Below are 25,237 nucleotides of genomic sequence, written 5' to 3'. Positions count from 1 at the left end.
TGGATGACACGCGCCCTGCCCGGTCGGCGCGCCAGCTTGGCTGGGGTTCTGATGCTGGCCCTGCTGCCAGTCTTGAGCGGCTGCGCCAGCCTGGCGCCACAGGCGCCGCCCGCCGCTGTTGCGAATGCCCCCGACGCCATCCACCTAACCGGCCGCTTGAGCGTGCAGGTGACAGGCGTCAGCGGCCGACCGAGTGGCGGCAATGTCAGCTTCGACCTCAGCGGCGGCCCGACCGCAGGCCAACTGGAGCTGAGCACGCCGCTGGGCGCCCTGGTCGCCCGCGCGCGCTGGGGCGGCGGCGAAGTGAGCCTGCAAACCCCCGAAGGCGAGCGCCGCTTTGAAGATCTCGACGCCCTGACCCGCGAGATGCTCGGCGAGACCATCCCCCTGGCCGCCCTGTTCGACTGGCTGCGCGGCCAGCCCTGGCCGCAGGCCGCGCACGAGCCCCTGCCGGCGCCGCAAAGCGGCTTCGAGCAACTGGGCTGGCGCCTGGATCTGGCACGCCGCGCCGATGGCCTCATCATCGCCAGCCGCAACGGCGAGCCCAGCGTGACCCTGCGTGCACGACTGGATGCTTCGAACTGAACCCCACAAGATCCGCGCCTCAAGATCCGCACCACCCCGATTTCCCTCCCGCGCCGGCCCCGGCCTTTTCCCATGCAAGCGATTTACGACGTCCCCGCCCCCGCCAAGCTCAATCTCTTCTTGCACGTGGTGGGCAAGCGGCCCGATGGCTATCACCTGCTGCAGTCCATCTTTGCCCTGATCGATTGGGCCGACACCCTGCATTTCGAGCGCCGCAGCGATGGCCGCCTGCAGCGCCACGACCAGGGCGACGCCCTGCCCGAGGACGACTTGTGCCTGCGGGCTGCGCGCGCACTGCAGCAGCAAAGCGGCTGCACGCTGGGCGCCAACATTCACATCGAGAAGCGCTTGCCCGCGGGCGCCGGCATGGGTGGCGGGTCCTCCGATGCGGCCTCCACCTTGCTCGCGCTGAATCGCCTCTGGGGCCTGAACTGGCCGCTCTCGCGCCTGCTGCCCCTGGGTTTGAGCCTGGGTGCGGATGTGCCGTTTTTCCTCGGCGGCAGCCACGCTTTCGTCGAAGGCATCGGCGAAATCCTGCATCCGATCGAGCTGCCCGAAATGACGTTTGCCGTCGTGAAACCGGCCGCCAGCATCCCCACGCAGAAAATATTTTCGAGCCCCCTCTTGGCAAGGTCGAATTCTGTGGCTATAGTAGCGGGCTTTCCTGCACACAACAGCAGCGACGACAAAACGAGCAGCGACAGCCGCTCGGCCGAGTCAGAAGATGCTGGCGCCGTGACAAGCGCAGTAAGCCTGGATGCTGAAGGAGTCGAGAAATTCTTGAATGGCTTCGGTCGCAATGACCTGCAAAAGCCGGCCGAGGATTTCTGCCCTGAGGTGGTTCAGGCACTCGAACTGCTGGAATCGCGATTCGGCAACAGCCGGATGACGGGTTCAGGCAGTGCGGTTTTTGCAAGAGTTGATGCTGCAACGCTCGACACTTTCAATAAGCCTGAGGGCGGGAAAAACGGGATTGACTACCGTGAAAAAAATCAGCTGATTTCGGGTTTGCCCACTCACTGGTCTGGTAGAATTTGCCGCAGTCTGAATCGCCACCCCTTGCAGGGTTGGGCTGAGTAAAGACACAAGTTATAGGGTGCTGCAGCTCTGCAGTGTCCTGTGTAGGGGAGTCGCCAAGTTGGTTAAGGCATCGGATTTTGATTCCGACATGCGAAGGTTCGAATCCTTCTTCCCCTGCCAAATTTCTTTCTCTTGAATACCCACCCGGACACGCTGGCTGGCCACGGGTCCTTGACCCAAAGGATGGCCCGTGCTGCTCAATACCGTCCTCTTCACCGGTAACGCCAATCCGGTTCTCTCCCAAGAAATCGCCACCCACCTGGGCCTCGAGCTTGGCAAGGCCGTGGTCGGTCGTTTCTCTGATGGCGAAGTCACCGTCGAGATCCAGCAAAACGTCCGCGCCCGCGATGTGTTCGTCATTCAGCCCACCTGCGCGCCGACGAACGAGAACCTGATGGAACTGCTGATCATGGTCGATGCCCTCAAGCGCGCCAGCGCTCGCCGCATCACCGCCGTGATCCCCTACTTCGGTTACGCACGCCAGGATCGCCGCCCCCGTTCGACCCGCGTGCCGATTTCGGCCAAGGTCGTGGCCAATCTGCTGGAAACCGTCGGTGTCGAGCGCGTCCTGACCATGGACCTGCACGCCGACCAGATTCAAGGTTTCTTCGACATCCCGGTCGACAACATCTACGCCTCCCCAGTGCTGCTGTCGGACCTGAAGGCCCGCAACTACAGCAATCTGGTCGTGGTCAGCCCCGACGTTGGCGGTGTGGTGCGTGCACGCGCCCTGGCCAAGCAGCTGGGCTGCGATCTGGCCATCATCGACAAGCGCCGTCCGGCCGCCAATGTCTCGGAAGTGATGCACGTCATCGGCGAAATCGACGGCCGCAACTGCGTGATCATGGACGACATGATCGACACCGCCGGCACCCTGGTAAAGGCCGCTGAAGTGTTGAAGGACCGCGGCGCCAAGAGCGTGTTCGCGTATTGCACCCACCCGATTCTGTCGGGCCCCGCCATCGAGCGCATCTCCAAGTCGCACCTGGACGAAGTCGTCATCAGCAACACCATCCCGCTGAACGACGCTGCCAAGGCCTGCGGCAAGATCCGCCAGCTGTCGGTCGCCTTCCTGTTCGCCGAAACCATCCGCCGCATTTCGGACGGTGAATCGGTCACCTCGCTGTTCAGCGAGCAGAACAACAACTTCTAAGTTCTTCGGGCGACGCGGTGCAAGCTGCGGCGCCCGAATCACATGCAGTCGCCGTACGGACTGCATTTCACTGAGCAGCCTGGTCGCGGGCGCTCAACACCTTGAACACCGCTTGCGGTGTTCAGCCATTTGGAGTCACTATGAAATTCACCGCTTTTGATCGCAAGCTGCAGGGGACCGGAGCGAGCCGCCGCCTGCGCATTGCTGGTCGCGTTCCTGGCATCGTTTTCGGCGCTGGCGAACCCGCCAACATCGAACTGGACCACAACGCCCTGTTCCATGCCCTGAAGAAGGAAGCCTTCCACAGCACCATCCTCGAGATGGAACTGAACGGCGTGGTCACGCAAGTTCTGCTGCGCGACTTCCAGCTGCACCCCTACAAGCCGCAAGTCCTGCACGCTGACTTCCAGCGCGTGGACGGCACCACCAAGATCACCAAGAAGGTGCCGCTGCACTTCATCGGCGAAGAAAACTCGCCGGCCGTGAAGACCGACAGCTGCACGGTCAACCACGTGATCACCGAGCTGCAAATCACCTGCCTGGCCCAGCAACTGCCCGCTTTCATCGAAGTGGACCTGAGCGGCCTGACCAAGGGTCACTCGGTGCACGTGAACGACCTGAAGATCCCCGCTGGCATCAAGGTTGTGACCCACGGCAAGCCGAACCCCGTGGTCGCCACCCCGGTGGAGCCTGTGGTCGAAGTGGTGGTGGCTGCTGCCGCTCCCGCCGACGACGGCAAGGGCAAGAAGAAGGGCAAGAAGTAATCCTTCTTCCCCACGGCTTCATGCCTCACGAAAAGGCCCTGCACTGCAGGGCCTTTTTCTTGCCCGCTCGGCGGCGCACGGCGCCCGCCCCATCTGCAAGCCCCGCCCCGTTCGCCCCTTTCTCTCGGCCACGGTGGCCACCGATAATCTCCGCCCATGATTCGACTGTTTGTTGGCCTCGGCAACCCCGGGGCGGAATATGAAGACACGCGCCACAACGCCGGTTTTTGGTGGGTGGATCAGCTGGCGCGCAAACTGGGTACCACGCTGCAGGCCGAACGCAACTATTACGGCCTGTGCGCGCGCGTCAACAACGCGCCCGGCTGCGACGGGCCGATCTGGCTGCTGCAGCCCATGACGTACATGAACCTCTCGGGCAAATCGGTGGCGGCGCTGGCGCGCTTCTTCAAGATTGCGCCGGAGGAGATCCTGGCCGTCCATGACGAGCTGGACCTCCTGCCCGGTGAGATGAAATTCAAGCAAGGCGGCGGCAACGGCGGCCACAACGGCTTGAAGGACATGCAGGCCCAGCTCGGCTCGGCCAATTTCTGGCGCCTGCGCCTGGGCATCGGCCACCCCGGCCACAAGGGTGAAGTGGCCGCCTATGTGCTGCGCAAGCCGCCCCTGTCGGAGCGCGAGGCGGTGCAGGATTGCATCGACAAATCCCTGGCCACCGTCGAACTGATGCTGGCGGGCCAGATGGACAAGGCCCTGGCCAAGATCCACGCCAAGCCGCCGCGGCCCAAACCACCCAAGCCGGCAGCCCTGGCCGCAAAGCCCGAAGGCAGCCCCGGTCAGCCCACCACCCCAGCCGCCCCCACCGAAAGCTGAGCCCATGCACCACCGCACCCTGCCCCGCCCCGTCCTGGTTTTGAATGGCGCGGCCTGGGCTGCGGTGCTGGCCGTGCCCCTGCTGGGTCTACCCCCTGCCGCACAAGCCCAAACGGAGACGCGCAGCGCCCAGGTCTACCGCTGCGGACCACAGGGCCGCGATCTGCGCGACTCGCCCTGCCCCGAAGGCAGCGCGCAAGCGCCCAAGACCATCGCCTTTGACCAACCGAGCGACGCCGACCGGCGCGCCGCCCAGGCCCTGGCCAGGGACGATGCGCGTCGCGCCCGCGAGATGGAAGCTCGTCGCCTGAAAGAAGAATCGGAAGCGCTGCGTCGGGCGCCCGGCTCGGTGGCCATCCATGGCCGCGGCCTGCCTGCCTCGGCGCCTGCGCAGACCCAACCCGCGCAAGCCGCTCATCCCAAACCGCCCAAAGCACCCAAGGCGCCCAAACCCTTGAAGCCCCTGACACCGGCAGACACGAAGGCAAAAGCGCCGCCCGCGCCCGCATCCATCGGCGCCCAGCCCGGCCGGGCCGCCTCGGCCGCAAGCTAGAATCCAGCCCGTTGGTGCTCGTGCAGGCATTGCGTCTTGCACAGTTAAACGGGAATCAGGAAGGCGCGCTGCCACGCTCGCAAGCAAGCCCAACCTGAGCTGTCCCCGCAACGGTAAGTGAACGAAGCCCTGGCCGCACGCCTCATCGCGACAGCCGCCAGCGCGCTTCAAGCGCTGTCCTCAGTCCACTGAAACCCTCGGGTTTTGGGAAGGACACAGCTGCTGAGGTTCACCAGCCCGGATACCGGCCAACAACGTGGTGCGCCGCGTCCCCTGCCCCTCGACGGGCGGGTGCTGCAGCACATCGTTCCACAGGCGCTCAGCGGGTGAGCTGGTGCCTGGCAGTTCTGCTTGCTGTTTCTTTTGCTCATGACCTCTTCCGTCCGGCCCTTGGCCCGCACTCAGGCGCGCGCGTTCCTGCCCGCTGCACCTTCGTCCTTTGCTGTTCGCGCCCAAGCCTTGCCCTTCGCCTTGGCCCTGCTCGCCATGGCCATCCAGGGCCAAGCCCAGGCACAAGGCCCTGGCCCCAACAAGCTCGATTCGGTGGTGGTCACCGCCACCCGCTCGCCCATTCGCTTGAGCGAGGTCCTGACCGACCTGACCGTGCTGACCCGGGCCGACATCGAGCGCCAAGCCTTTGGCGGCTTGGCCGATCTGCTGCGCAACAGCGGCTGCGTGGAGATGGTCCGCAACGGCGGCCCCGGCACCACGACATCGCTCTTCCTGCGTGGCGCTGACACCCGCCACACGGTGGTTCTGGTGGACGGCGTGCGGGTCGATTCGCAAGCCAGCGGCGGCGCGGCCTGGCAAGGCATCCCGCTGTCGCAGATTGAACGCGTGGAAGTGCTCAAGGGCCCGGCCAGCGCCATCTATGGCTCGGACGCTGTCGGCGGCGTGGTGCAGATCTTCACCCGCAAGGGCGGCCCGCGCCTGCAGGCCGAACTGGGTGCCGGCCTGGGCAACCTGGGCACCCGCAAGCTCGACGCCGGCCTCACCGGCAGCGCGGGCCTGCTGGACTTCGCCCTCAGCGCGGCGGCCGAGCGCAGCGACGGTTTCAACAGCACCATCGATTCACCCGCCAGCTTCTACTACATCGCCGACCGTGATGGCTGGAAGAACCACAACCTCAAGGGCCGCATCGGCCTGCAGCTGAACACGGCCCACCGGCTTGAGGCGCTGGCGCTGAGCAGCCATTCCGACGCCCAGTACGACGGCTCGAAGAGCGCCCCCGACAAGGACGACCACAGCATCCAGGACACCCGCGTGGCCCAGCTGAGCTGGAGCGCGCAATGGCTGCCGGCGCTGCAGACCCAGCTGAGCCTGGCCGAATCGACCGAGACCTACGAGACCCAACCCTCGGCCTACCTGACCGAAACCCAGCTGCGCAATATCAGCCTCAATGGCAGCTACCAGATCGCCAAAGGCCAGCAACTCAACTTCATCCTGGAGCGCCGCGAGGACCGCCTGGAGAACCCGAACCTGCTGAGCGACAACAAGATCGACAAGCGCCGCCAGCATGGGCTGGCCCTGGGCTGGCTGTGGAACCAGGATGCGCTGAGCCTGCAAGTGCACGGCCGCCATGACGATGACAGCCAGTTCGGCGGCGTCAACACCGGCACGGTCGCGGCCGGCTATGTGCTCGCACCTGGCCTGCGCCTGGTCAGCTCCGTCGGCACGGCCTTCCGTGCACCGACCCTGTTTCAGCGCGCTAGCGAATATGGCCCCAATCTGAGCAAGCCCGGCGTCAAGCCGCTGGACCCCGAGCGCGGCCGTAACCTTGAGTTCGGCCTGAAGTACAACACCGAGCACAGCGACTTTTCGCTCACGGCCTACCGCAACCGCATCCGCGACCTGATCATCTTCGGCGCACCCGGCAGCTGCATCAACACGCGTGGCTGCTATCAAAACGTGGCCTCGGCCCGTTTGCAAGGCCTGAACCTGCAAGGCAGCACCGAGATCGCCGGCATTCGTCTCACCAGTACTTTGGATCTGCAAGCCCCCAAGAACATGAGCAACGACAAGCTGCTGGCCCGCCGTGCGCGCGTGTACGGCAGCCTGCGCGCAGACACCACGGTGGCGAACTGGAAGTTGGGGGCGGTCGTGCAGAGCTCAGGCCAGCGCTATGACGACGTATCCAACAGCAAGCCGCTCGCAGGCTATGCCTTGCTCAACCTCGACGCCCAGTACAGCCTGACGCGCGAGCTGCGCCTGCAGCTGAATCTGGACAACGCCTTCAACCGCAGCTACCAGACAGCAGGCGGCTACGCCCAGGCACCGCGCACGGTCTTCGTCGGCCTGCGCTACAGCCCCGCCTCGCTGTAAATCTGACGCAGGCAAAAGCGACCATGGCGGCTGATCAGCTTCAGAGGCACCAGCTCATCGTCGGCGGCCAGCGCAGCGGCAAGAGCCGCCATGCCGAGCGCCTGGCCCTGCGCTGGCTGAAGGCCTCGCCGGCGCATGAGGTCTGTGTGCTGGCCACGGCCCAGGCCTGGGACGAGGAGATGCGCCAGCGAATTGCCCGCCACCAGGCCGACCGGCCGGCCGGGTTTGCCGCCGTGGATGTGCCGCTGTCGCTCACCCGCGCCCTGCGCGCCCAGAGCGCGCCGGGCCGGCTGCTGCTGGTGGACTGCCTGACCCTGTGGCTGACCAACTGGCTGATGCCCATGGACGGCCGGCCGGACCGCGCCGGCTGGGAGGCCGAGCGCAGCGCGCTGCTGGCCGCGCTGCCCGAGCTGGCCTCACCCGTGCTCTTCGTATCCAACGAGGTGGGATGGGGCATCTCGCCGCTGGGGCGCGAGGTGCGCGACTTTGTCGATGAACTGGGCCGGCTCAACCAGGCGGTGGCCAGCCGCTGTCAAGACCTGACCCTGATGGTGGCCGGCCAGGCCTGGACCCGGCCGGTGCATGTGGAGACCGATCTGCCATGAAGCTTCGCTTCGCATCCCTACTCGCGGCCTCGCTGCTCGCGCTGACACTCGGCCCGGCGCATGCGCAATCTCAAGCGCCTGCCAAGGTCGAGATCAAGGACGACCTCGGCCACACCACCCAGTGGAGCCGCCCGCCGCAGCGCATCGTCACCCTGCTGCCCTCGCTGACCGAGACCATCTGCGCCCTGGGAGCCTGCGATCGCTTGGTGGGCGTGGACCGCTATTCCAACCACCCCGAGTCGGTGGGCAAGCTGCCCAAGCTCGGTGGCCTGGACGACACCCAGGTCGAGACCATCGTGTCGCTGCGGCCCGATGTGGTGCTGCTGGCGCCGTCGTCTCGCGTGACCGAGCGGCTGCGCAGCCTGGGCCTGACCGTGGTGACGCTGGAGGCCAAGTCTTACGCCGATGTGCAGCGTGTGCTCGACAAGATCGGCACCTTGTTGCAGGTGCGCGATGCCCAGGCCGTCTGGCGCCGCATCGAGGCCCTGGTCGGCGCCGCCGCGCAGAGCATCCCGCCGCAGGCGCGCGGCGCCCTGGTCTACTACGAAGTCGACCGCTCGCCCTATGCCGCCGGCCCCGTGTCCTTCATGGGCGAGACCATGGCCCGCCTGGGCCTGAAGAACATCATCACGCCCGAGATGGGCCCCTTTCCCAAGATCAGCCCCGAGTATGTGGTGCGCGCGGCACCGCAGCTGATCATGATCGGCAAGCGCAATGCCGATGGCCTGACGGACCGCCCCGGCTGGTCGCGCATTCCCGCCATCCGGGACCAGCGCGTCTGCGTCTTCGACGCCAAGCAAAGCGATGTGCTGGCCCGACCCGGCCCGCGCATGGGCGAGGCAGCGCAGATCATGGCGCAATGCCTGCGCGAGCAGTACGGCAGCAAGCCATGACCGCCCCGCCCACCACGCCCGTGTCGCCGCCAGCCGCGTCGCTCCCGGCCGCGCCGACGTCCTGGCGGGCCTGGCCCCTGCTGGCCGGCCTGCTGCTGGCAAGCGTCCTGGCCCTGGCTGTGGGCGTGGCCGTGGGCAGCACCGGCTTGACCCTGGACTGGCGCGGTGAGGATGCCATGCAGGCGCAGATCCTCTGGGATATCCGCCTGCCCCGCTCGGCCGGTGCCTGGTTGGCTGGCGCCCTGCTGGGCCTGGCTGGCGCCATCACCCAAGGCCTGTTCCGCAACCCCCTGGCCGACCCCTATCTGCTGGGCAGCGCCGCCGGCGCACGGCTGGGCGTGGCGCTGAGCCTTTCGCTGCTCGGCACCACACCAGCCGGCATGCAGTGGCTGGAACGCCTGGGCCTGACCGGCGTGGCCTTTCTGGGCACGCTGATGGGCGTCAGCCTGACCCTGGCCATGGCGCGCGGCGTCGAGCAGACGCTGCGCCTGCTGCTGGCCGGCGTGGTGGTCGGTGTGGTGCTGGGCGCCGTCACCGATCTGGTCACCCTGGCCGACCCCGACATCCTGCGCACCATGCAGGCCTTTGTGCTGGGCACGACCAGTTTTCTCGGCTGGCCCAGCATTGTGCTGATGGGCTGTGTGCTGCTGCTCAGCCTGGCCGTGGCGCTGGGCGCCAGCGAAGCCCTGGATGCCCTGACCCTGGGCGAGGCCACCGCCGAATCGCTGGGCGTGCGCCTGGGCCTGGTGCGGGTGCTGCTGATTGGCGCCTTTGCCCTGGCCACCGGCACCGCCGTGGCCCAGACCGGCATGATCGCCTTCGTCGGCCTGGTGGCCCCGCATCTGGTGCGCAATCTCTGCCATGGCTCACACCGCCAGCTGCTGCTGCTCTCGGCTTGCGCCGGCGGCCTGCTGCTGCTGGCGGCCGACATCCTTGCGCGCTGGCTGATGGCGCCGCAAGAGCTGCCGGTGGGCGTGATCACCGCCATCCTGGGCGGCGGCTATCTGCTGCGCCTGATGCACAAGCGCAAATACGGAGGCCGCGCATGATGAGCACGACCCACGCAACAGCGCTGAGCTGCAAAGACCTCAGCGCCAGCTTGCAAGGCCAGCCGGTGCTGCACCGGCTCTCGCTGGAGCTGCCGGCCGGGCAATGGACGGCCATCGTCGGCCCGAATGGCGCCGGCAAATCGACCCTGCTGCGCGCCCTGGCCGGGCTGATCCCCAGCCTGGGCAGCATCGAGCTGCTCGGCCGCCCCCTGACCGAGTGGCCGCGCAAGGCACGCGCCCGCGAGCTGGCCTGGCTGGGCCAGAACGAAAGCAGTGGCGACGAGCTGAGCGCGCAAGATGTGGTGATGCTGGGCCGCCTGCCCCATCGCGCCTGGCTGGCGCCACCGAGCAGCGCCGACCAGGCCGCCGTGCAGCAGGCCATGCTGCAGACCCAGTGCTGGGACTGGCGCCAGCGCCCGCTGGGCCAGCTCTCGGGCGGCGAGCGCCAGCGCGTGCTCTTGGCCCGCGCCCTGGCCGTGCAGGCCCAGGTGCTGCTGATGGACGAACCCCTGGCCCATCTGGACCCGCCCCACCAGGCCGACTGGCTGCAGCTGGTGCGTGGCCTGGCCCGGGCCGGCGTGGCCGTGGTCAGCGTGCTGCATGAACTGAACATGGCCTTGCAGGCCGACGGACTGGTCATCATGCAAGCCGGCCGCGTGCTCTGCCACGGCCGCCCCGGCGCGGCCGACAGCCACCGCGCCCTGCAGCAGGTGTTTGACGAGCGCCTGCATCTGCTCGAGGTGCAGGGCCAGTGGCTGGCCTTGCCCACGGCGCCGATGATGGCGCCCGCAGCCAGCCCGGCCGCCTTCAGCAATGTCGTGCCTCTCAAACAAAAAGCCGATTGAATTCACTCGCCATGCCGCTGAACGCCGACACCACCGCCCTCTGCCCCGCCGTGCTGATCAGCGCGCCCTCCTCGGGCTCGGGCAAGACCAGCGTCACCGCGGCCATCGCCCGCTGGCACCGGCGCCAGGGCCAGCGCGTGCGCGTGTTCAAGACCGGGCCGGACTACCTCGACCCCATGGTGCTGGAGCGCGCCAGCGGCCACCCGGTGTATCAGCTGGACCTGTTCATGGGCGGCCTGGCGCATTGCCGTGCCCTGCTGGCCCAGGCTGCCGCTGAAGCGGACCTGATCCTGGTCGAGGGCGTGATGGGCTTGTTCGACGGCGACCCCAGCAGCGCCGATCTGGCCGCTGCCTTTGGCCTGCCGGTGCTGGCCGTGATCGATGCCTCGGCCATGGCCCAGACCTTTGCCGCCCTGGCCACCGGCTTGCAGCGCTACCGCAGCGACATCACGCTTTGCGGCGTGGTGGCCAATCGCGTGGGCAGCCCCGGTCATGGCCAGATGGTGGCCCAAGGCCTGCCGGCCGATCTGCCCCTGGCCGCCGCCCTGCTGCGCAAGCCTGAGCTGAGCCTGCCCGAGCGCCACCTGGGCCTGGTTCAGGCCATGGAGCTGCCCGAGCTGGACAGCCAGCTGGACGCCTGGGCCGATGCCTGGGGCGAGGCGCTGAGGCCCGAGTTCGAATGGCCGCGGGTGCGCTTCGATCTGCAAGAACCCCTCTGGCCCGCGAGCGAGGTGCCGCCGCAGGCCCTGGCCGGCCGGCGCATCGCCGTGGCGCAAGACGCCTGCTTCTCCTTCATCTACCCAGCCAATCTCGATTGCCTGCGCGCACTCGGCGCCGACGTGATCACCTTCTCACCGCTGCAGGGTCAGGTCTTGCCCGACTGCGATGCGCTCTGGCTGCCCGGCGGCTACCCCGAGCTGCATGCGCCGGCCCTGGCCGCCCACCCGAGCTTCTTCGCCTCGCTGCGCCAGCACCTGGCGCAGGCCAAGCCCCTGCTGGCCGAGTGCGGCGGCATGCTCTGCCTGCTCGACAGCCTGGCCGATGCCGAGGGCCAGGTCCACCCCATGGCCGGCCTGATGCCCGGCCAGGCGCGCATGCAGAAACGCCTGGCCGCGCTCGGCCTGCAAGCCCTCGATTGGCCCGAGGGCCCGCTGCGCGGCCACAGCTTTCATCACTCGACGATGGACACGCCGCTGGCACCTGCCGCCATCGCCAGCAACCCCAATGCCAAGACCGGCAGCCGCGCGGCTGAGGCGCTCTACCTCCAGGGTTCGCTGCGGGCCAGCTATGTGCACCATTACTTCGCCTCCAACCCGGTGGCCGTGGCACGCTTCTTCTCGGCGGGTGCTTGCCGGTGATCCACTGCGCCCAGCACCAGTTCAGCACGGCGGAGCGTGACACCGTCTACGCCAACATCGCCCTGCGCCGCGACATCCGCCACTTCGCCCCCGGCGGACAGGTGGACGATGCGCAGCTGCAGCGCATGCTGAACGCCGCGCATCAAGCGCCTTCGGTGGGCTTGATGCAACCCTGGCGCTTCATGCGCATCCGCCAGCCCGCGCTGCGCAGGCAGATCCAGGCCCTGGTGGAGGCCGAGCGCCAGCGCACGGCCGCGGCGTTGGACGCGCGTGCGGCGGAGTTTCTGCGCCTCAAGGTTGAGGGCCTTGGCGAATGCGCCGAGCTGCTGCTGGTGAGCCTGGCGCCCGAGGACGGCACGGTGTTTGGCCGCCGCAGCATGCCGCGCGAGATGGCGCTGTGCTCGGCCGCCTGCGCGGTGCAAAACCTCTGGTTGGCCGCGCGCGCCGAAAACCTGGGCCTGGGCTGGGTCTCGATGTTCGAACCCGAGGCCCTGGCCGCGCTGCTGCAGCTGCCGCAGGGCGCCATGCCCCTGGGCCTGCTCTGCCTGGGCCCGGTGGCCCGCTTTTACGAACGCCCCATGCTCGAGCAGCTGGGCTGGCGCGATGCCCGCCCGCTGGCCGAGATGCTGATGGACGAACCCTCTCTGGAATTGAGCTGACCATGGAAATCGAAAAACCCCCCGTCGACCGCGAACGCATCATCCCCACGGCCGAGCGCCGCGGCCTGATCCTGGTCCACACCGGCGACGGCAAGGGCAAGAGCACGGCCGCCTTCGGCCTGGCCCTGCGCGCCCATGGCCGCGGCAAGGCGGTCAAGATCTACCAGTTCATGAAAGTGCCCAGCGCCCGCTTTGGCGAGCACCGCCTGTTCGAGCAGCTCGGTGTGCCCATCGAAGGCCTGGGCGATGGCTTCAGCTGGAAGAGCAAGGACCTGGAGCACAGCGCCCAGCTGGCCCGCGATGGCTGGGCTCGCGCCGCTGCCACCATTGCCACGGGCGAACATTTCCTGGTGGTGCTGGACGAGATCATGTACCCGCTGCGCTACGGCTGGCTGCCGCTCGAGCCGGTGCTGCAAGCCCTGCGCGAACGGCCGGCCCATGTCCATGTGGTGCTGACCGGACGTAACGCGCCGGACGAGCTGATAGCACTGGCCGACACCGTGACCGAGATGACGCTGATCAAGCACCACTTCAAGGCGGGTGTGCCAGCGCAGCGCGGCATAGAAGATTGAGCAGCCCATGAACATGGCCTGGCTGCTGCCGCTGGCGTTTGCCTTCGCCCTGGCGATCGATCGCCTCTGCGGCGAGCCGCCGCTGTGGGCGCATCCGGTGGTGGCCATGGGCAAGTATCTGGGCCTGTTCACGGAAGCGCTGGCGCGGCAGCCGGCGGGCCTGGCATTCGTCGGTGGCGCCTTGGCCTGGTGCTTGGGCGGGGCGGCCTGCATCGTCCTCGCTGCCGGGCTGGAGACGCTGCTGATCACGCAGCTGCAAGCCTGGCAGAGCGGCACGCGCCTGCTGCTGGCTGCCGCCCTGCTGGGCCTGCTGCTCAAGCCCTTGCTGGCCTGGCGCATGTTGCGCGAAGAGGTGGCGGCCGTCGAGACGGCTCTGGCCGAATCGCTGCCGGCCGGGCGGGCGCGGCTGGCGCGACTGGTCAGCCGCGACACCACGCACTTGAGCGAGGCCGAGGTGCGCGAGGCTGCGCTGGAGACCCTGGCCGAGAACCTCAATGACTCGGTGGTGGCACCCCTGTTCTGGGCCATGATCGCCGGCCTGCCCGGCGCGGCGCTCTACCGCTTTGCCAACACGGCCGATGCCATGTGGGGCTACCGCGACCGGCGCGAATGGTCGGGCAAATGGGCGGCGCGCGCCGACGACGCCCTGTCCTGGATTCCCGCGCGCCTGACCGCCCTGGGCCTGCTGCTCGGCCGGCCCAAGCTATGGCTGTCACTGTTCAGTCAGGCGCGCCGCACGCCCTCGCCCAACAGCGGCTGGCCCATGGCGGCCCTGGCTTTGCGCCTGGGTCTGAGCCTGGGCAAGCCCGGGGTCTACTGCCTCAATGAAGCAGGGCGCGCGCCGCAGCGCGGCGATCTGGCGCCGGCCCTGGGCCTGGCGCGCTGGAGCCTCCTGCTCAACGCCGGCCTGCTGGCACTTGGCGCGGCCTGGCTGCGTGGCGGCTTGTCATGAGCGCCGCGCTCCCTTTCATCCCCGAGCATGGCGGCGCCGACGGCGGCCCGACGCCACGCCATGATTTCTCCAGCAATGCCAGCCCCCTGGGCCCGCCGCCGGCGCTCTGGCAGGCGGTGCTGGATGCCGACCGCAGCCGCTACCCCGATCCGCAGTACCGCGCCCTGCGCCAGCGCCTGGCTGCGGCGCACGGCCTGGAAGAGGGCGAGCGCGTGCTGCCGGCCTCGGGCGGGGCCGAAGCGATCCGGCGCCTGAGCCTGGCGGCCCTGCGCGCCGGCCTGCGCCATGTCTGGCTGCCCAGCCCCGGCTTTGCCGACTACGAGGCCGCAGCCCTGGCCCTGGGTCTGCAGGTGCACCGTTATGCAGCGAGCCAGGACTTGGTTCAGGGCCTGGGCCGGCAAGAAGACGGCTTGCCCTGCGCCGCACCAGCCCTGGTCTGGGTCTGCGACCCGTGCAACCCGACAGGCGCAAGCTTCAGCCTCGACGAGTGGATGGTGCTGGACCTGGCCTTGCAGGACAGCGCCTCCATCCTGGCCGTGGATCAGGCGTACGAGCCCTTGCGCCTGGACGGCGCCTGCGCCCTGCCCGCCGACTTGGCCGAGCGCGCCTGGCGCCTGGTCTGCCCGAACAAGGCCCTCGGCATGACCGGCGTGCGCGCGGCCTATCTGCTGGCGCCCGCGGCCTGCCCGCTTCAAGCCCTGGCCCTGCAGCTGGCGCCCAGCTGGGTGCTGGCCAGCGAGGGCTGCGCCCTGCTGCAGGCATGGTGCAAGCCGGAAACTGAGCGCTATCTGAGCCAGGTCAGGGCCCAGCTGCGCGAATGGCGGCAGGATCAGCGCGCGCTGCTGGCCGAGCTGGGCTGGCAGCAAAGTGAGGCGAGCTGCGGCAATTTCTGGCTGACCCGGCCCAAGCAGGACAGCGACAGCCTGCTGCGCGCGCTGCGCCAGCGCGGCATCAAGCTGCGCGATGCCCGCAGCTTCGGCCTGCCGGGCTGGCTGCGCGTCTCGACCCAGCCGCCCAGCGCTCAGGCCGCCCTGTACCAAGCGATCAAGGACCTCCCGCAATGACGCCCCAAAAAGAAGAACAAGTAAGAAAGACCGCCAAGGCCGTGATGGTGCTGGGTACCACCAGCGGCGCGGGCAAGAGCTGGCTGGCCACCGCCCTGTGCCGCTACTACGCCCGGCAAGGCCTCAAGGTCGCGCCGTTCAAGGCCCAGAACATGAGCAACAACGCCCGAGTGGTTGTGGGCCTCCCGCCTGCGGGTACGCAGTCGGCCCCCCGAGGGGGCGCGAGTCCAGAGCGGGATCGACCCGCCCTGGACCGCTCAAGCCGGGCTTGGGACGGCCCGGCGCCCGGCTTGAGTCATGAATACGGCCGCCTGGGCGAGATCGGCAGCGCGCAGTACTTCCAGGCCCTGGCCGCGCGGCGCACGCCCGAGGTGCGCATGAACCCGGTGCTGCTCAAGCCCGAGGCGGACACGAAATCCCAGGTCATCGTGCTCGGCGAGGTGGACCCGGTGCTGACCGAGTGGCCCTGGCGCGAGCGCAGCGAGCAGCTCTGGCTGCGCGCCCGGCCGCCCCTGCATGAACTGATGGCCGAGAACGATGTGGTGGTGATCGAGGGCGCGGGCTCGCCGGCCGAGATCAATCTGCACAGCAGCGACTACGTGAACATGCGCACCGCGCTGGAGGTGCGCGCCGCCTGCCTGCTGGTGACCGACATCGACCGCGGCGGCGCATTTGCCCACCTCTACGGCACGCACCAGCTGCTGCCGGCGCAGGAGCGCGCGCTGATCCGCGGCTTTGTGCTGAACCGTTTCCGTGGCGATGCTCGCCTGCTGGCCCCGGGGCCGGAGCAGCTGCAGGCGCTGACCGGCGTGCCGACGTTGGCCGTGTTGCCGATGTGGCGCGGCCACGGCCTGCCCGAGGAGGATGGTGTTTACGACGACCGCCCCACCGGCAGCGGCCAGGCGCGCCTGCGCATCGCCGTCATCGCCTACCCGCGACTGTCCAATCTCGATGAGTTCCAGCCCCTGCGCAGCCTGCCCGGCGTGCGCCTGAACTGGGCGCGCAGCCCGGCCGAGCTGGAGGGGGCGGACTGGATCATCCTGCCCGGCTCCAAGGCGGTGGCGGCCGATCTGGCCTGGCTGCGCGCGCAAGGCCTGGACCTTCCGATCGCCCAGCATGCCGCCGCCGGCCGGCCGGTGCTGGGCATCTGCGGCGGCCTGCAGATGCTGGGCGAAAGCCTGCTCGACCCGCATGGCCTGGACGGCAATGCGCCGGGCCTGGGCCTGCTGCCCCTGGTCACCCAGTTCGAACGCGACAAGCTCTTGCGCCCCTGCGATCTGCGCTTTGCCGAGCTCGAAGGGCCATGGGCCCCGCTGAGCGGCGTGGCCGCCGGCGGCTACGAGATCCACCACGGCCGCACCGTCCAGCACCCCAGCCTGGCGCCGGCCCAGGTGGCCTTGCGCAACGAGGCGGGCGAGGCCATCGGCTGGCGCGAGGGCTCGGTGCTGGGCCTCTACGCCCACGGCCTGTTTGAGCAGGACACGGTGCTGCGCGCCCTCTTCGGCCAAAGCCTGCCCGGCCTGGACGCGGTCTTCGACGGCCTGGCCGACTACATCGAACAGCATTTCGAGCCCGGCGCCCTGATGGGCCTGCTCCAGGACCCGAGCGCCAAGCCATGAGCCGCCCCGAACGCATCGCCTGCCTGTCCACCGAAGCCGTGGACACGCTCTACCGCCTGGGTGCGCAAGCGCGCATCGCCGGTATCTCCGGCTACACCGTCTACCCGCCCGAGGCACGCCAAGAGAAGCCCAAGATCAGCGGCTTCACCACCATGAAGCTGGAGAAGATCCAGGCCGTGCAGCCGGATCTGGTGATCGGCTTTTCGGACCTGCAAAAGCCGCTGCTGGCCGAATGCGAGGCCGCCGGCCTGGCCACGCTCAGCTTCGACCACCGCGATCTGGCCGGCATCCATGCCATGGTGCGCGCGCTCGGCGCCCTGGTCGGCCATGAGGCCCAGGCCGAGCAGCTCTGCGCCCAGCTGCAGGCCACGCAGGACGAGATCGCCGCCATCGGCCGCCAGCTGCCGCGCCGGCCACGCGTCTGCTTCGAGGAATGGGACGAGCCGCTGATCATGGGCATCGGCTGGGTCAGCGAGATCATCGCGCTGGCCGGCGGCGAGGATGTGTTTGCCGACCGCGCCCGCGCCAGCCTGGCGCGCGAGCGCATCGTCAGCCCCGCGGAGGTGCTGGCGCGCCGGCCCGAGCTGATCCTGGGCAGTTGGTGCGGCAAGCGCTTCGTGCCCGAGCGGGTGCTGGCCCGGCCCGGCTTTGCTGAGCTGGGCGCACGCCTGATCGAGATCAAATCGGCCGACATCCTGGCCCCTGGCCCCACGGCCATCGAGCGCGGCGCCCGCCAGGTGCAGGCCGCCCTGCAATCCCTGTTTCAAGATTCCACGGAGAACCCATGACCATGGCCGAGCATCTGATCCCCGACATCGCCCCCCTGCAAGACCCGGCCCTCGCCGCCGCCCTGCAGGCCCGCATCGACGGCAAGACCAAGCCCCTGGGTGCCTTGGGGCAGCTGGAAACCCTGATGCTGCGCCTGGGCCTGATCCTGGGCAGCGAGACGCCGCAGCTCCAAAGCCCGCAGATGATGGTGTTCGCCGGCGACCACGGCCTGGCGCGGCGCGGCGTGTCGGCCTACCCCAGCGATGTGACCTGGCAGATGGTCGAGAACTTCCTGGCCGGCGGTGCCGCCATCAGCGTGCTGGCGCGTCAGCATGGCCTGACGCTGAGCGTGGTCGATGCCGGCGTGGCCCATGACTTTGCGCCGCGCGAGGGTTTGATCATCGCCAAGATCGCGCCCGGCACGCGCGACGCCTCGGCCGAAGCGGCCATGAGCATCGACCAATGCGCCACCGCCATCGCTGCCGGCAAGAACCTCTTGCGCAGCAAGCCTGGCAATGCCCTGCTGCTGGGCGAGATGGGCATTGGCAACACCTCGAGCGCCGCCCTGCTGCTGGCCCGGCTGCAAGGCCTGCCGGTGGCCGACTGCACCGGCCGGGGGACAGGTCTTGACGATGCCGCCCTGGCGCGCAAGGTGGCGGTGCTGCAGGAGGTGCTGGACCTGCATGCCCAGGCCCAGGCGCCGCTGCAGGCCCTGGCGGCGTTCGGGGGCTTCGAGATCGCCATGATGGTGGGTGCGGTGCTGCAGGCGGCGCTGGAGCGACGGGTCATCGTCGTCGACGGCTTCATCGCCAGCAGCGCGGTGCTGGTGGCCGCCCGCCTGCAGCCGGCGGTGCTGGAGCGTTGCATCTTTGCCCACCGCTCGAACGAGAGCGGCCACCGCCTGATGCTGGAGGCCTTGCAGGCCGAGCCCCTGCTCGACCTGGGCCTGCGCCTGGGCGAGGGCTCGGGCGCGGCCCTGGCCTGGCCATTGCTGGAATCCGCCTGCCGCATCCTGACCGAAATGGCCAGCTTCGCCTCGGCCGGCGTCAGCGAACAGCACTGAAATCATTGCCCAAAGCTCTGTTTACAGGGCTTGCGCTGTGGCCATAATCGGGCCAGCCACGCTGCATCAGGACATGCGCCATGACGGATTTGGTTTTTGCTGACGAGAGCCCCGAGCTGGATACCGACGGCAACGCCCCCAAGGCGCTGGAGCCCTGGGTCGTCATGATCGTGGACGACGATGTGGCCGTGCACCAGGTCACCCAGCTGGTGATGGCCGATTTCGAGTTCAGCGGCCGGCGCCTGCAGTTCCTCGATGCCTACAGCGGCGCCGAAGCGCGCGAGCTGCTCAAGACCCGGCGCGACATTGCCCTGATCCTGCTCGATGTGGTGATGGAGTCCGAGCATGCCGGCCTGGACCTGGCGCGCTACATCCGCGAAGAGCTGGACAACCACCATGTGCGCATCGTGCTGCGCACCGGCCAGCCGGGGCAGGCGCCGGAAGAGCATGTCATCAAGAGCTACGACATCAACGACTACAAGGAGAAGACCGAGCTGACCAAGCGCAAGCTGATCACGGTCTTCTACGCAGCGCTGCGCAGCTACCGCGACATCATGATCATCGAGCAGTCGCGCCTGGCCCTGCGCCGCTCGATCGACGCCATCACCCGCATCTACGACTCGCACAATCTGCGCCGCTTTGCCTCGGCCGTGCTGGAGCAAGCCGCGCATTTGCTCGGTTATGAAGCCCAGGGCCTGTGTGCCAGCCGCGTGGCGGCCTACGCGGCCTCGCACATCGAGGGGCGGCTCAAGGTGCTGGCGGCCACCACCGAGTACTCGCGCCTGCTGGTCGATGAAGAGATCAGCAACCTGCCGGCCGAAGTGAAGGTGGCCCTGGACCGCGCGCTGGACGACCAGGTCAGCTCCTTCGACGCCCACCACTTCGTTGGCTACTACCGCAGCAGCAGCGGCAACGAGACCCTGCTCTACATGACCTTCTCCGAGCCAGTGGATGCCCAGTCGCGCGAGCTGCTGGAGATCTTCTGCGCCAATGTCGCCATCACCTACGAAGCCCTGCTGCTGCGCGAGGAGATCCAGGACACGCAGCGCTCCACCGTCTACATCATCGGCGAGGCGGTCGAGCGCCGCAGCAAGGAAACCGGCGCCCATGTGCGCCGCGTGGGCGAGCTGGCCGCCCTGCTGGCCGAGCTCTCGGGCCTGCGCAGCAGCGAGGTCGAGTTCATGCGCCAGGCCGCGCCCCTGCACGATGTGGGCAAGATCGGCATCCCCGACCGTGTGCTCAACAAGCCCGGCAAGCTGGACGCCGAGGAGTGGGAGGTGATGAAAACCCACTCGCGCATCGGCTTTGAGCTGCTGAGCAAATCGGACAAGCGCATCCTGCAGCTGGGCGCCATCATCGCCCACGAGCACCATGAGCGCTGGGACGGCCAGGGCTACCCGCGCGGCCTGCTGGGCGAGCAGATCCACATCGCCGGCCGCATCGTCGCCCTGGCCGATGTGTTGGACGCCCTGGTCAGCCGGCGCTGCTACAAGGAGAGCTGGAACTTCGACGAAGCACTGAGCTATGTGCAGGAACAGGCCGGCCTGCAGTTCGACCCCGATCTGGTGGCCAAGCTGATGGCCAACCTGCCCGCGGTCAAGGACATCTACACCCGCTACCCGGATTCCTGAGGCCGCCATGAGCAGCCTGACTCCCTCCGACATGAGCGGCTCGGTTCCCACCGGCCCGGGCGAAACGCCGCAGCAAGAGCTGCAGCGGCTGCAGCGCGAGCTGCAACTCGCCACCGAGCGCCTGCTGGAGCAGGAACAGCTGGCCGCCCTGGGCAATCTGGTCGCCGGCGTGGCGCATGAGATCAACACGCCGATCGGCATCGCCGTCACCGCCGCCTCGGGCATGGAAGAGTTCGCCCGCAGCCTGACGCGCAAACTCAGCGGCGACAAGGTCAGCCGCAGCGAGCTGCAGACCCTGGCCAGCCAGCTGGAAGACGGCGCCCGACTGGTCAACAACAACCTGGCCCGAGCAGCCGATCTGATCAGCAATTTCAAGACCCTGGCCGTGGACCAGTCCAGCGCCGCTGAGATGCATGTGGACCTCAGCCCCTATCTGCGCGGCATCGTCATGGCCCACAACCCCGTGCTGCGCAGCGCGCAGACCCGCGTCGAGCTGGACACGCCCGAGCACCTGCACGCCACCCTGGTGCCCGGCCAGTTCTCGCAAATCGTCTCCAACCTGATCGTCAATGCCCTGACCCATGCGTTTCAAGAGCAGCCCGAAGACCGGCCGCGCCTGATCCGCGTGCGCCTGCACAGCCAAGGCGAGCGCCTGCAGCTGCACTTCAGCGACAACGGCCGTGGTGTGCCGCCCGAGGTGCGGGCGCGCATGTTCGAGCCCTACTTCACCACCCGCCGCGGCAGCGGCGGCTCGGGCCTGGGCCTCTACATCGTGCACAAGCTGTGCGAGCAGATGGGCGGCCAGATCGTGGTGGACGAGGCCCATGCCCCCGGCCTGGGCTTCCGTGTCGATCTCCCCCTGCGCGATTGATTGCGAGCGCGCACCTGTTCTTTTCTTCTCCCCTCCGCATGCCTGTCCTGCTCCACGAGCTTCGCCTGTTCTTCATCGCCCTGCAGTTTTTCACCCGCTGTCCCGTGCCCGCCTGGGTCGGCTTTGAGCCGTCCTGGCTGCAGGCCTGCGGGCGCTACTTTCCGGCCGTGGGCCTGCTGGTCGGCGCCTGGTCTGCCGCCGTGCTGGGCGCGGCCCTGTGGCTGTGGCCACCGATGGTGGCGGTGGGCCTGAGCATGGCCGCCAGCATCTGGCTGACCGGCGGCTTCCACGAAGATGGCTGGGCCGACAGCTGCGATGGCCTGGGCGGCGCGGTCAGCCGCGAGAAGGCCCTCACCATCATGAAGGACTCGCGCATCGGCAGCTACGGCGCCCTGGGCCTGATCCTGATGCTGGGGCTCAAGGCCGCGTGTTTGCTGGCCCTGGTCGAGCACAGCCCCATGCTGGCCCTGCTGGCCCTGATCTGGGCCCACAGCGCCTCGCGCCTGGCGCCGGTCTGGCTGATGCACGCCCTGCCCTACGCTGGCGATGCCGAGCATGCCAAGGCCAAGCCTCTGGCCACCGAGGCCAGCCTGGGCACGGTGTTCGCGGGCCTGCTCTGGCCCTTGGCCCTGGCCGGCGGCATGCTGGTTCTTCTGCCGGGCCTGCTGCCGGCGCTCGGCGCTGCCAGCCTGGCCGGCCTGGGCCTGACTTGGTGGATGCAGTCCATGCTGAAACGCCGCCTCGGCGGCTACACCGGCGACAACCTCGGCGCCACGCAGCAGCTGGTGGAACTGGGCCTGCTGCTGGGTCTGTTGGCCGTGGCCCATGCCGCTTGAGTCTGCCCAAGCCTGGGTCTGGCGCCACCCCAAACCCGAGGGCGCGGCCGGCCGCTGCATCGGCGCGGGCACGGATCTGCAGGTCGACCGGCGCCGCGCCAAGCGCCTGGCCCGGCGCATTCAGCGCTTCGCGCGCCGCCACCGCCTGCCCCATGTGGTGCACAGCTCCGGACTGCAGCGCTGCGCCGACGTCGGCCACTGGCTGCGCCGCTGGGGTTGGCGGCATCACATCGATCCGGCCTTGGCCGAGATGAACTTCGGCGCCTGGGACGGCCGCCCCTGGGCCGAGCTGAGCACCGACGATTTCGAGCCCTGGATGCAGGACTTTGCCGGCCACGCGCCGGGCGGCGGCGAATCCCTGAGGCAACTTCTGGCGCGCGCGGCCGCCTGGCCGGTGCCGGCGGGCGGGCTGCTGATCAGCCATGGCGGCTGGATGTTGGCACGCCAGTGGATGGAACGAGAAGGGCTGCTCAAAACCCCAAACGCGGCCGTGTGGCCAGCGCCCCCGCGCTACGGCGAATGCTGGGCGCTGCGGGTCGGCCCGGTCTGAATCAGGCCGCCGGCGTGGTCGAGACCGCGGTCAATCGCAGGTACTTGGCCATCAAGGTTTCCTTGTCCTCGACATGGGCCGGATTGACCGGGATGCACGCAACCGGGCAAAGCTGCACGCACTGTGGCTCATCGAAATGGCCCACGCACTCGGTGCACTTGTCGTGCGCGATCTGGTAGTACTCTTCGCCCATGGAGATGGCGTTGTTGGGGCACTCGGGCTCGCAGACGTCGCAATTGATGCATTCGTCGGTAATCATCAGCGCCATAGCGCCCCCTCCTCCAAACCGACGAAAACGGGCAGCGCCTGCATGCGCAGCCCGCGCGCGAGGGCGCAAGGCATGCCTTGCGGATTCCCCTCGCCCGTGTCCGTGATCATCAACGCCATGGAATCAGCCCTCCTTCCGCGCCAAGCGCTCTTGCAAACGCGCCAGCACCAGTGGCGAGACAAACTTGCTGACGTCGCCGCCGAGCTGCGCGATCTCGCGCACAAAGGTGCCGGTGACGAACTGGTAGGCGTCCGAGGTGGACAGGAACACGGTCTCGACACCAGGCATCAGGTGGCGGTTCATGCCAGCCATCTGGAACTCGTATTCAAAATCACTGTTGGAGCGCACACCGCGCACCACCGCCTGGCCGCCCTGCCCCAGAACAAACTCGCTGAGCAGGCCGCTGAAGGCAATCACCTCGACCTGCGGCAGCGGCCCAGCCAGTTCCCGCGCCATGGCCAGGCGTTCATCCAGGCTGAACAGGGTGCGCTTGTGGTGAGCGGCCGCCACAGCCAGCACGACCCGGTCGAACATGCGGCAGGCGCGCTGCAGCAGGTCCTCATGGCCGAGGGTCAAGGGATCGAAAGTGCCGGGGTAGACGGCGGTCAGCGAAGGTCGGCTCATGGAATCGGTCCGGCGGAGAGGCTCTGGACCACGGCGTTGGCGAGTTGGAATTATCCCTTGCGCCGAAAGACCTGGAAATGCACGGCCCCGGCCTTGCCCGAGCGCCAGACCTCCAGGCCCAGCTCTTCCGGCGCCACGATGGGTTCACCGGACTCCAGATAGACCAGGCCATCCGGCACCAGCAGCGGCAGGGCCGCACGCAGGGCCGGCAGGAACAAGTCCTGCTGAAACGGCGGGTCAAGCAGCACCAGCTCGAAGCGCGCCGGCGCGCAACGCGCCATCCAGGCCAGGGCGTCGCTGCTCTCCACTCGCAAGGTGTCGGCCTTGAGGCGAACTTTGCTGGCATTCAGGCTGCGTGCAAGTTCGGCGTCACGCTCCAGCAGCAGCACTTCAGCCGCACCGCGGGAGGCGGCCTCGAAACCGAGGGCGCCACTGCCGGCAAAGGCATCGAGCACACGCCAGCCATCGAGGTCCTGGCCCAGCCAGTTGAACAGGGTTTCGCGCACGCGGTCGGGCGTGGGCCGCAGGCCTGGCCGGTCGGCCACCGGCAGCTTGGAGCGTTTCCACTGGCCGCCGATGATGCGCACCTCGCGCGGCGCCATGCGGGGCGAGCCATGGGTTTTCGACTGCGGCGCAGCCGAGCCTGCCTTGGCGGCCGCGCTGGAGCGGGGGCGACCGCCGCTCATTGCCGCACCGCAATGCCGCGCGCGGCGAGCAAGGCCTTGGCCTCGCCGACCGTGTGCTGGCCGTAGTGAAAGATGCTGGCAGCCAGCACCGCATCGGCACCGCCGATCGTGATGCCATCGGCCAGATCCTCCAGCGAGCCGACGCCGCCCGAGGCGATCACCGGCACCGACACGGCGTCGCTGACCGCGCGCGTCAGCGCCAGATCAAAGCCGCTCTTGGTGCCGTCGCGGTCCATGCTGGTCAGCAGGATTTCGCCCGCGCCGAACTCGGCCATCTGCTTGGCCCACTGCACCGCATCGAGGCCCACGTTCTTGCGCCCGCCATGGGTGTAGACATCCCAGCCCGGGCCGCGCGCGTCGCCCTCGGCGCGGCGTTTGGCATCGATGGCGACGACGATGCACTGGGCACCGTACTTGTCGGACGCTTCGCGGATCAGCTCGGGACGCGCCACGGCAGCGGAGTTGAAGCTGACCTTGTCGGCGCCGGCATTGAGCAGGCGCCGCACATCGGCCACCTCGCGCACGCCGCCGCCCACCGTCAGCGGAATGAAGACCTGCGAGGCCACGGCCTCGATGATGTGCAGGATCAGGTCGCGACCATCGCTGGTCGCGGTGATGTCGAGAAAGGTCAACTCATCGGCGCCCTGCTCGTTGTAGCGCGCCGCGATCTCCACCGGATCGCCCGCGTCACGCAGCTCGGTGAAGTTGATGCCCTTGACGACCCGCCCGGCGGTCACGTCCAGGCAGGGAATGATGCGTTTGGCCAGCATGACGAGCTTTCGCGAGAGAGAGAAAAAAGAGAAGAGCAGACGGCAGTCTGATCGACCTGGAGTTGGCAAGAATCGGCACGAAGCCGAACTTGGAGCGGGGGTTGATCGGGTCGGCTGGGCACTCTGCTCCGTTCATGTCCCCCGGCGCCCGACTGCGTCGGACACCTCCTCCTTGACTTCACTGCGCAGAGCACCCAGCCGACCCGATCCAGCGCAGCTGCTCAACCTCAACGACGACGACCGTTTGCGCTGCAAAGGGGGATCGG

The 25,237-nt window shown here is 68.4% G+C and carries 28 protein-coding genes, 1 tRNA gene and 1 riboswitch; of the genes, 24 read left to right on the top strand and 5 right to left on the bottom strand.

The annotated features are described in order from the left end of the window. Nucleotides 1–3: 3 nt before the first annotated feature. The 24 genes from AC1Q6P_RS19915 (at nucleotide 4) to AC1Q6P_RS19800 (ending at nucleotide 22,623) form a co-directional block, all read left to right on the top strand. Nucleotides 4–585, top strand: a complete 582-nt coding sequence (locus AC1Q6P_RS19915; RefSeq protein ID WP_492665682.1) for a lipoprotein insertase outer membrane protein LolB — start codon at nucleotides 4–6, stop codon at nucleotides 583–585. A gap of 72 nt (nucleotides 586–657) precedes the next feature. Then, entirely contained in the window at nucleotides 658–1,665 is a 1,008-nt protein-coding gene (gene ispE, locus AC1Q6P_RS19910) for a 4-(cytidine 5'-diphospho)-2-C-methyl-D-erythritol kinase (RefSeq protein WP_492665634.1), read from the top strand. A 43-nt stretch (nucleotides 1,666–1,708) separates the two neighbouring features. Continuing rightward, nucleotides 1,709–1,785, top strand: a tRNA-Gln gene (locus AC1Q6P_RS19905). A gap of 70 nt (nucleotides 1,786–1,855) precedes the next feature. Further along, nucleotides 1,856–2,818: a ribose-phosphate pyrophosphokinase gene (locus tag AC1Q6P_RS19900; protein WP_102767972.1), complete on the top strand. Its 963-nt coding sequence runs from the start codon at nucleotides 1,856–1,858 to the stop codon at nucleotides 2,816–2,818. 140 nt (nucleotides 2,819–2,958) lie between these two features. Next, the gene (locus AC1Q6P_RS19895) at nucleotides 2,959–3,582 is read left to right on the top strand and encodes a 50S ribosomal protein L25/general stress protein Ctc (protein ID WP_102767973.1); all 624 of its coding nucleotides are present in this window, start codon (nucleotides 2,959–2,961) and stop codon (nucleotides 3,580–3,582) included. Nucleotides 3,583–3,738: 156 nt separating this feature from the next. Further along, nucleotides 3,739–4,413 carry an aminoacyl-tRNA hydrolase gene (pth, locus tag AC1Q6P_RS19890; protein ID WP_492665633.1) on the top strand — a complete coding sequence of 225 codons (675 nt, stop codon included), beginning with the start codon at nucleotides 3,739–3,741 and terminating at the stop codon, nucleotides 4,411–4,413. Between the two features lie 4 nt (nucleotides 4,414–4,417). Next, complete coding sequence (locus AC1Q6P_RS19885; protein WP_271008375.1) at nucleotides 4,418–4,966, top strand: hypothetical protein; 549 nt, start codon at nucleotides 4,418–4,420, stop codon at nucleotides 4,964–4,966. Further along, nucleotides 4,962–5,233, top strand: a riboswitch (cobalamin riboswitch). It overlaps the preceding gene by 5 nt. 102 nt (nucleotides 5,234–5,335) lie before the next feature. Beyond that, on the top strand, nucleotides 5,336–7,288 hold the full coding sequence (locus tag AC1Q6P_RS19880) for a TonB-dependent receptor plug domain-containing protein (protein WP_492665632.1): 1,953 nt from the start codon (nucleotides 5,336–5,338) through the stop codon (nucleotides 7,286–7,288). A 23-nt stretch (nucleotides 7,289–7,311) separates the two neighbouring features. Next, on the top strand, nucleotides 7,312–7,893 hold the full coding sequence (gene cobU, locus AC1Q6P_RS19875; protein ID WP_492665631.1) for a bifunctional adenosylcobinamide kinase/adenosylcobinamide-phosphate guanylyltransferase: 582 nt from the start codon (nucleotides 7,312–7,314) through the stop codon (nucleotides 7,891–7,893). Further along, the gene (locus tag AC1Q6P_RS19870; RefSeq protein WP_492665630.1) at nucleotides 7,890–8,786 is read left to right on the top strand and encodes an ABC transporter substrate-binding protein; all 897 of its coding nucleotides are present in this window, start codon (nucleotides 7,890–7,892) and stop codon (nucleotides 8,784–8,786) included. Before cobU ends, AC1Q6P_RS19870 begins: the two co-directional genes overlap by 4 nt. Continuing rightward, nucleotides 8,783–9,835 carry a FecCD family ABC transporter permease gene (locus tag AC1Q6P_RS19865; RefSeq protein WP_492665629.1) on the top strand — a complete coding sequence of 351 codons (1,053 nt, stop codon included), beginning with the start codon at nucleotides 8,783–8,785 and terminating at the stop codon, nucleotides 9,833–9,835. The genes AC1Q6P_RS19870 and AC1Q6P_RS19865 overlap by 4 nt, the downstream gene beginning before the upstream one ends. Beyond that, nucleotides 9,832–10,680 carry an ABC transporter ATP-binding protein gene (locus tag AC1Q6P_RS19860; protein ID WP_492665628.1) on the top strand — a complete coding sequence of 283 codons (849 nt, stop codon included), beginning with the start codon at nucleotides 9,832–9,834 and terminating at the stop codon, nucleotides 10,678–10,680. The genes AC1Q6P_RS19865 and AC1Q6P_RS19860 overlap by 4 nt, the downstream gene beginning before the upstream one ends. Before the next feature lie 11 nt (nucleotides 10,681–10,691). Continuing rightward, nucleotides 10,692–12,038, top strand: coding sequence for a cobyrinic acid a,c-diamide synthase CobB (locus AC1Q6P_RS19855; RefSeq protein WP_492665627.1), 1,347 nt, complete (start codon nucleotides 10,692–10,694; stop codon nucleotides 12,036–12,038). Continuing rightward, complete coding sequence (bluB, locus tag AC1Q6P_RS19850) at nucleotides 12,035–12,697, top strand: 5,6-dimethylbenzimidazole synthase (RefSeq protein ID WP_492665681.1); 663 nt, start codon at nucleotides 12,035–12,037, stop codon at nucleotides 12,695–12,697. Before AC1Q6P_RS19855 ends, bluB begins: the two co-directional genes overlap by 4 nt. Before the next feature lie 2 nt (nucleotides 12,698–12,699). After that, entirely contained in the window at nucleotides 12,700–13,269 is a 570-nt protein-coding gene (cobO, locus tag AC1Q6P_RS19845) for a cob(I)yrinic acid a,c-diamide adenosyltransferase (protein WP_492665626.1), read from the top strand. A gap of 13 nt (nucleotides 13,270–13,282) precedes the next feature. Further along, nucleotides 13,283–14,221, top strand: a complete 939-nt coding sequence (cbiB, locus tag AC1Q6P_RS19840; RefSeq protein ID WP_492665680.1) for an adenosylcobinamide-phosphate synthase CbiB — start codon at nucleotides 13,283–13,285, stop codon at nucleotides 14,219–14,221. After that, entirely contained in the window at nucleotides 14,218–15,285 is a 1,068-nt protein-coding gene (locus AC1Q6P_RS19835) for a pyridoxal phosphate-dependent aminotransferase (RefSeq protein ID WP_492665625.1), read from the top strand. The genes cbiB and AC1Q6P_RS19835 overlap by 4 nt, the downstream gene beginning before the upstream one ends. Further along, nucleotides 15,282–16,904, top strand: coding sequence for a cobyric acid synthase (locus tag AC1Q6P_RS19830; RefSeq protein ID WP_492665624.1), 1,623 nt, complete (start codon nucleotides 15,282–15,284; stop codon nucleotides 16,902–16,904). Before AC1Q6P_RS19835 ends, AC1Q6P_RS19830 begins: the two co-directional genes overlap by 4 nt. Then, nucleotides 16,901–17,692, top strand: a complete 792-nt coding sequence (locus tag AC1Q6P_RS19825) for an ABC transporter substrate-binding protein (RefSeq protein ID WP_492665623.1) — start codon at nucleotides 16,901–16,903, stop codon at nucleotides 17,690–17,692. Before AC1Q6P_RS19830 ends, AC1Q6P_RS19825 begins: the two co-directional genes overlap by 4 nt. 2 nt (nucleotides 17,693–17,694) lie before the next feature. Further along, nucleotides 17,695–18,735, top strand: coding sequence for a nicotinate-nucleotide--dimethylbenzimidazole phosphoribosyltransferase (gene cobT, locus AC1Q6P_RS19820; RefSeq protein WP_492665622.1), 1,041 nt, complete (start codon nucleotides 17,695–17,697; stop codon nucleotides 18,733–18,735). Nucleotides 18,736–18,815: 80 nt separating this feature from the next. Next, nucleotides 18,816–20,366, top strand: a complete 1,551-nt coding sequence (locus AC1Q6P_RS19815) for a DUF3369 domain-containing protein (protein ID WP_492665621.1) — start codon at nucleotides 18,816–18,818, stop codon at nucleotides 20,364–20,366. A 7-nt stretch (nucleotides 20,367–20,373) separates the two neighbouring features. Continuing rightward, entirely contained in the window at nucleotides 20,374–21,237 is an 864-nt protein-coding gene (locus AC1Q6P_RS19810) for a sensor histidine kinase (RefSeq protein WP_171827553.1), read from the top strand. Nucleotides 21,238–21,275: 38 nt separating this feature from the next. Continuing rightward, complete coding sequence (locus AC1Q6P_RS19805) at nucleotides 21,276–22,073, top strand: adenosylcobinamide-GDP ribazoletransferase (protein WP_492665620.1); 798 nt, start codon at nucleotides 21,276–21,278, stop codon at nucleotides 22,071–22,073. Next, nucleotides 22,063–22,623 carry a histidine phosphatase family protein gene (locus AC1Q6P_RS19800; protein WP_492665619.1) on the top strand — a complete coding sequence of 187 codons (561 nt, stop codon included), beginning with the start codon at nucleotides 22,063–22,065 and terminating at the stop codon, nucleotides 22,621–22,623. Before AC1Q6P_RS19805 ends, AC1Q6P_RS19800 begins: the two co-directional genes overlap by 11 nt. A 1-nt stretch (nucleotide 22,624) precedes the next feature. Here the strand turns inward: AC1Q6P_RS19800 and AC1Q6P_RS19795 are convergent, their stop codons facing one another. Genes AC1Q6P_RS19795 through hisF form a run of 5 tightly spaced genes read right to left on the bottom strand, consistent with a single transcriptional unit; the run spans nucleotide 22,625 to nucleotide 24,971 of the window. Continuing rightward, the gene (locus AC1Q6P_RS19795; RefSeq protein WP_263516862.1) at nucleotides 22,625–22,891 is read right to left on the bottom strand and encodes a YfhL family 4Fe-4S dicluster ferredoxin; all 267 of its coding nucleotides are present in this window, start codon (nucleotides 22,889–22,891) and stop codon (nucleotides 22,625–22,627) included. Then, entirely contained in the window at nucleotides 22,882–23,010 is a 129-nt protein-coding gene (locus AC1Q6P_RS19790; RefSeq protein WP_263299966.1) for a hypothetical protein, read from the bottom strand. The genes AC1Q6P_RS19795 and AC1Q6P_RS19790 overlap by 10 nt, the downstream gene beginning before the upstream one ends. Nucleotides 23,011–23,014: 4 nt before the next feature. Further along, nucleotides 23,015–23,515: a pantetheine-phosphate adenylyltransferase gene (gene coaD, locus AC1Q6P_RS19785; protein WP_263564576.1), complete on the bottom strand. Its 501-nt coding sequence runs from the start codon at nucleotides 23,513–23,515 to the stop codon at nucleotides 23,015–23,017. Between the two features lie 50 nt (nucleotides 23,516–23,565). Beyond that, nucleotides 23,566–24,201, bottom strand: a complete 636-nt coding sequence (gene rsmD / locus AC1Q6P_RS19780) for a 16S rRNA (guanine(966)-N(2))-methyltransferase RsmD (protein ID WP_492665618.1) — start codon at nucleotides 24,199–24,201, stop codon at nucleotides 23,566–23,568. Beyond that, nucleotides 24,198–24,971 (bottom strand): imidazole glycerol phosphate synthase subunit HisF, encoded by a 774-nt coding sequence (hisF, locus tag AC1Q6P_RS19775; protein ID WP_492665617.1) that lies wholly within the window; start codon nucleotides 24,969–24,971, stop codon nucleotides 24,198–24,200. Before hisF ends, rsmD begins: the two co-directional genes overlap by 4 nt. Nucleotides 24,972–25,237 lie beyond the last annotated feature (266 nt).

The sequence above is a fragment of the Roseateles sp. GW835-FHT13E02 genome (assembly GCF_058794035.1).
The sequence above is the reverse complement of the archived record's forward strand: the minus strand, read 5'-3'. Positions and strand labels throughout refer to the sequence as shown.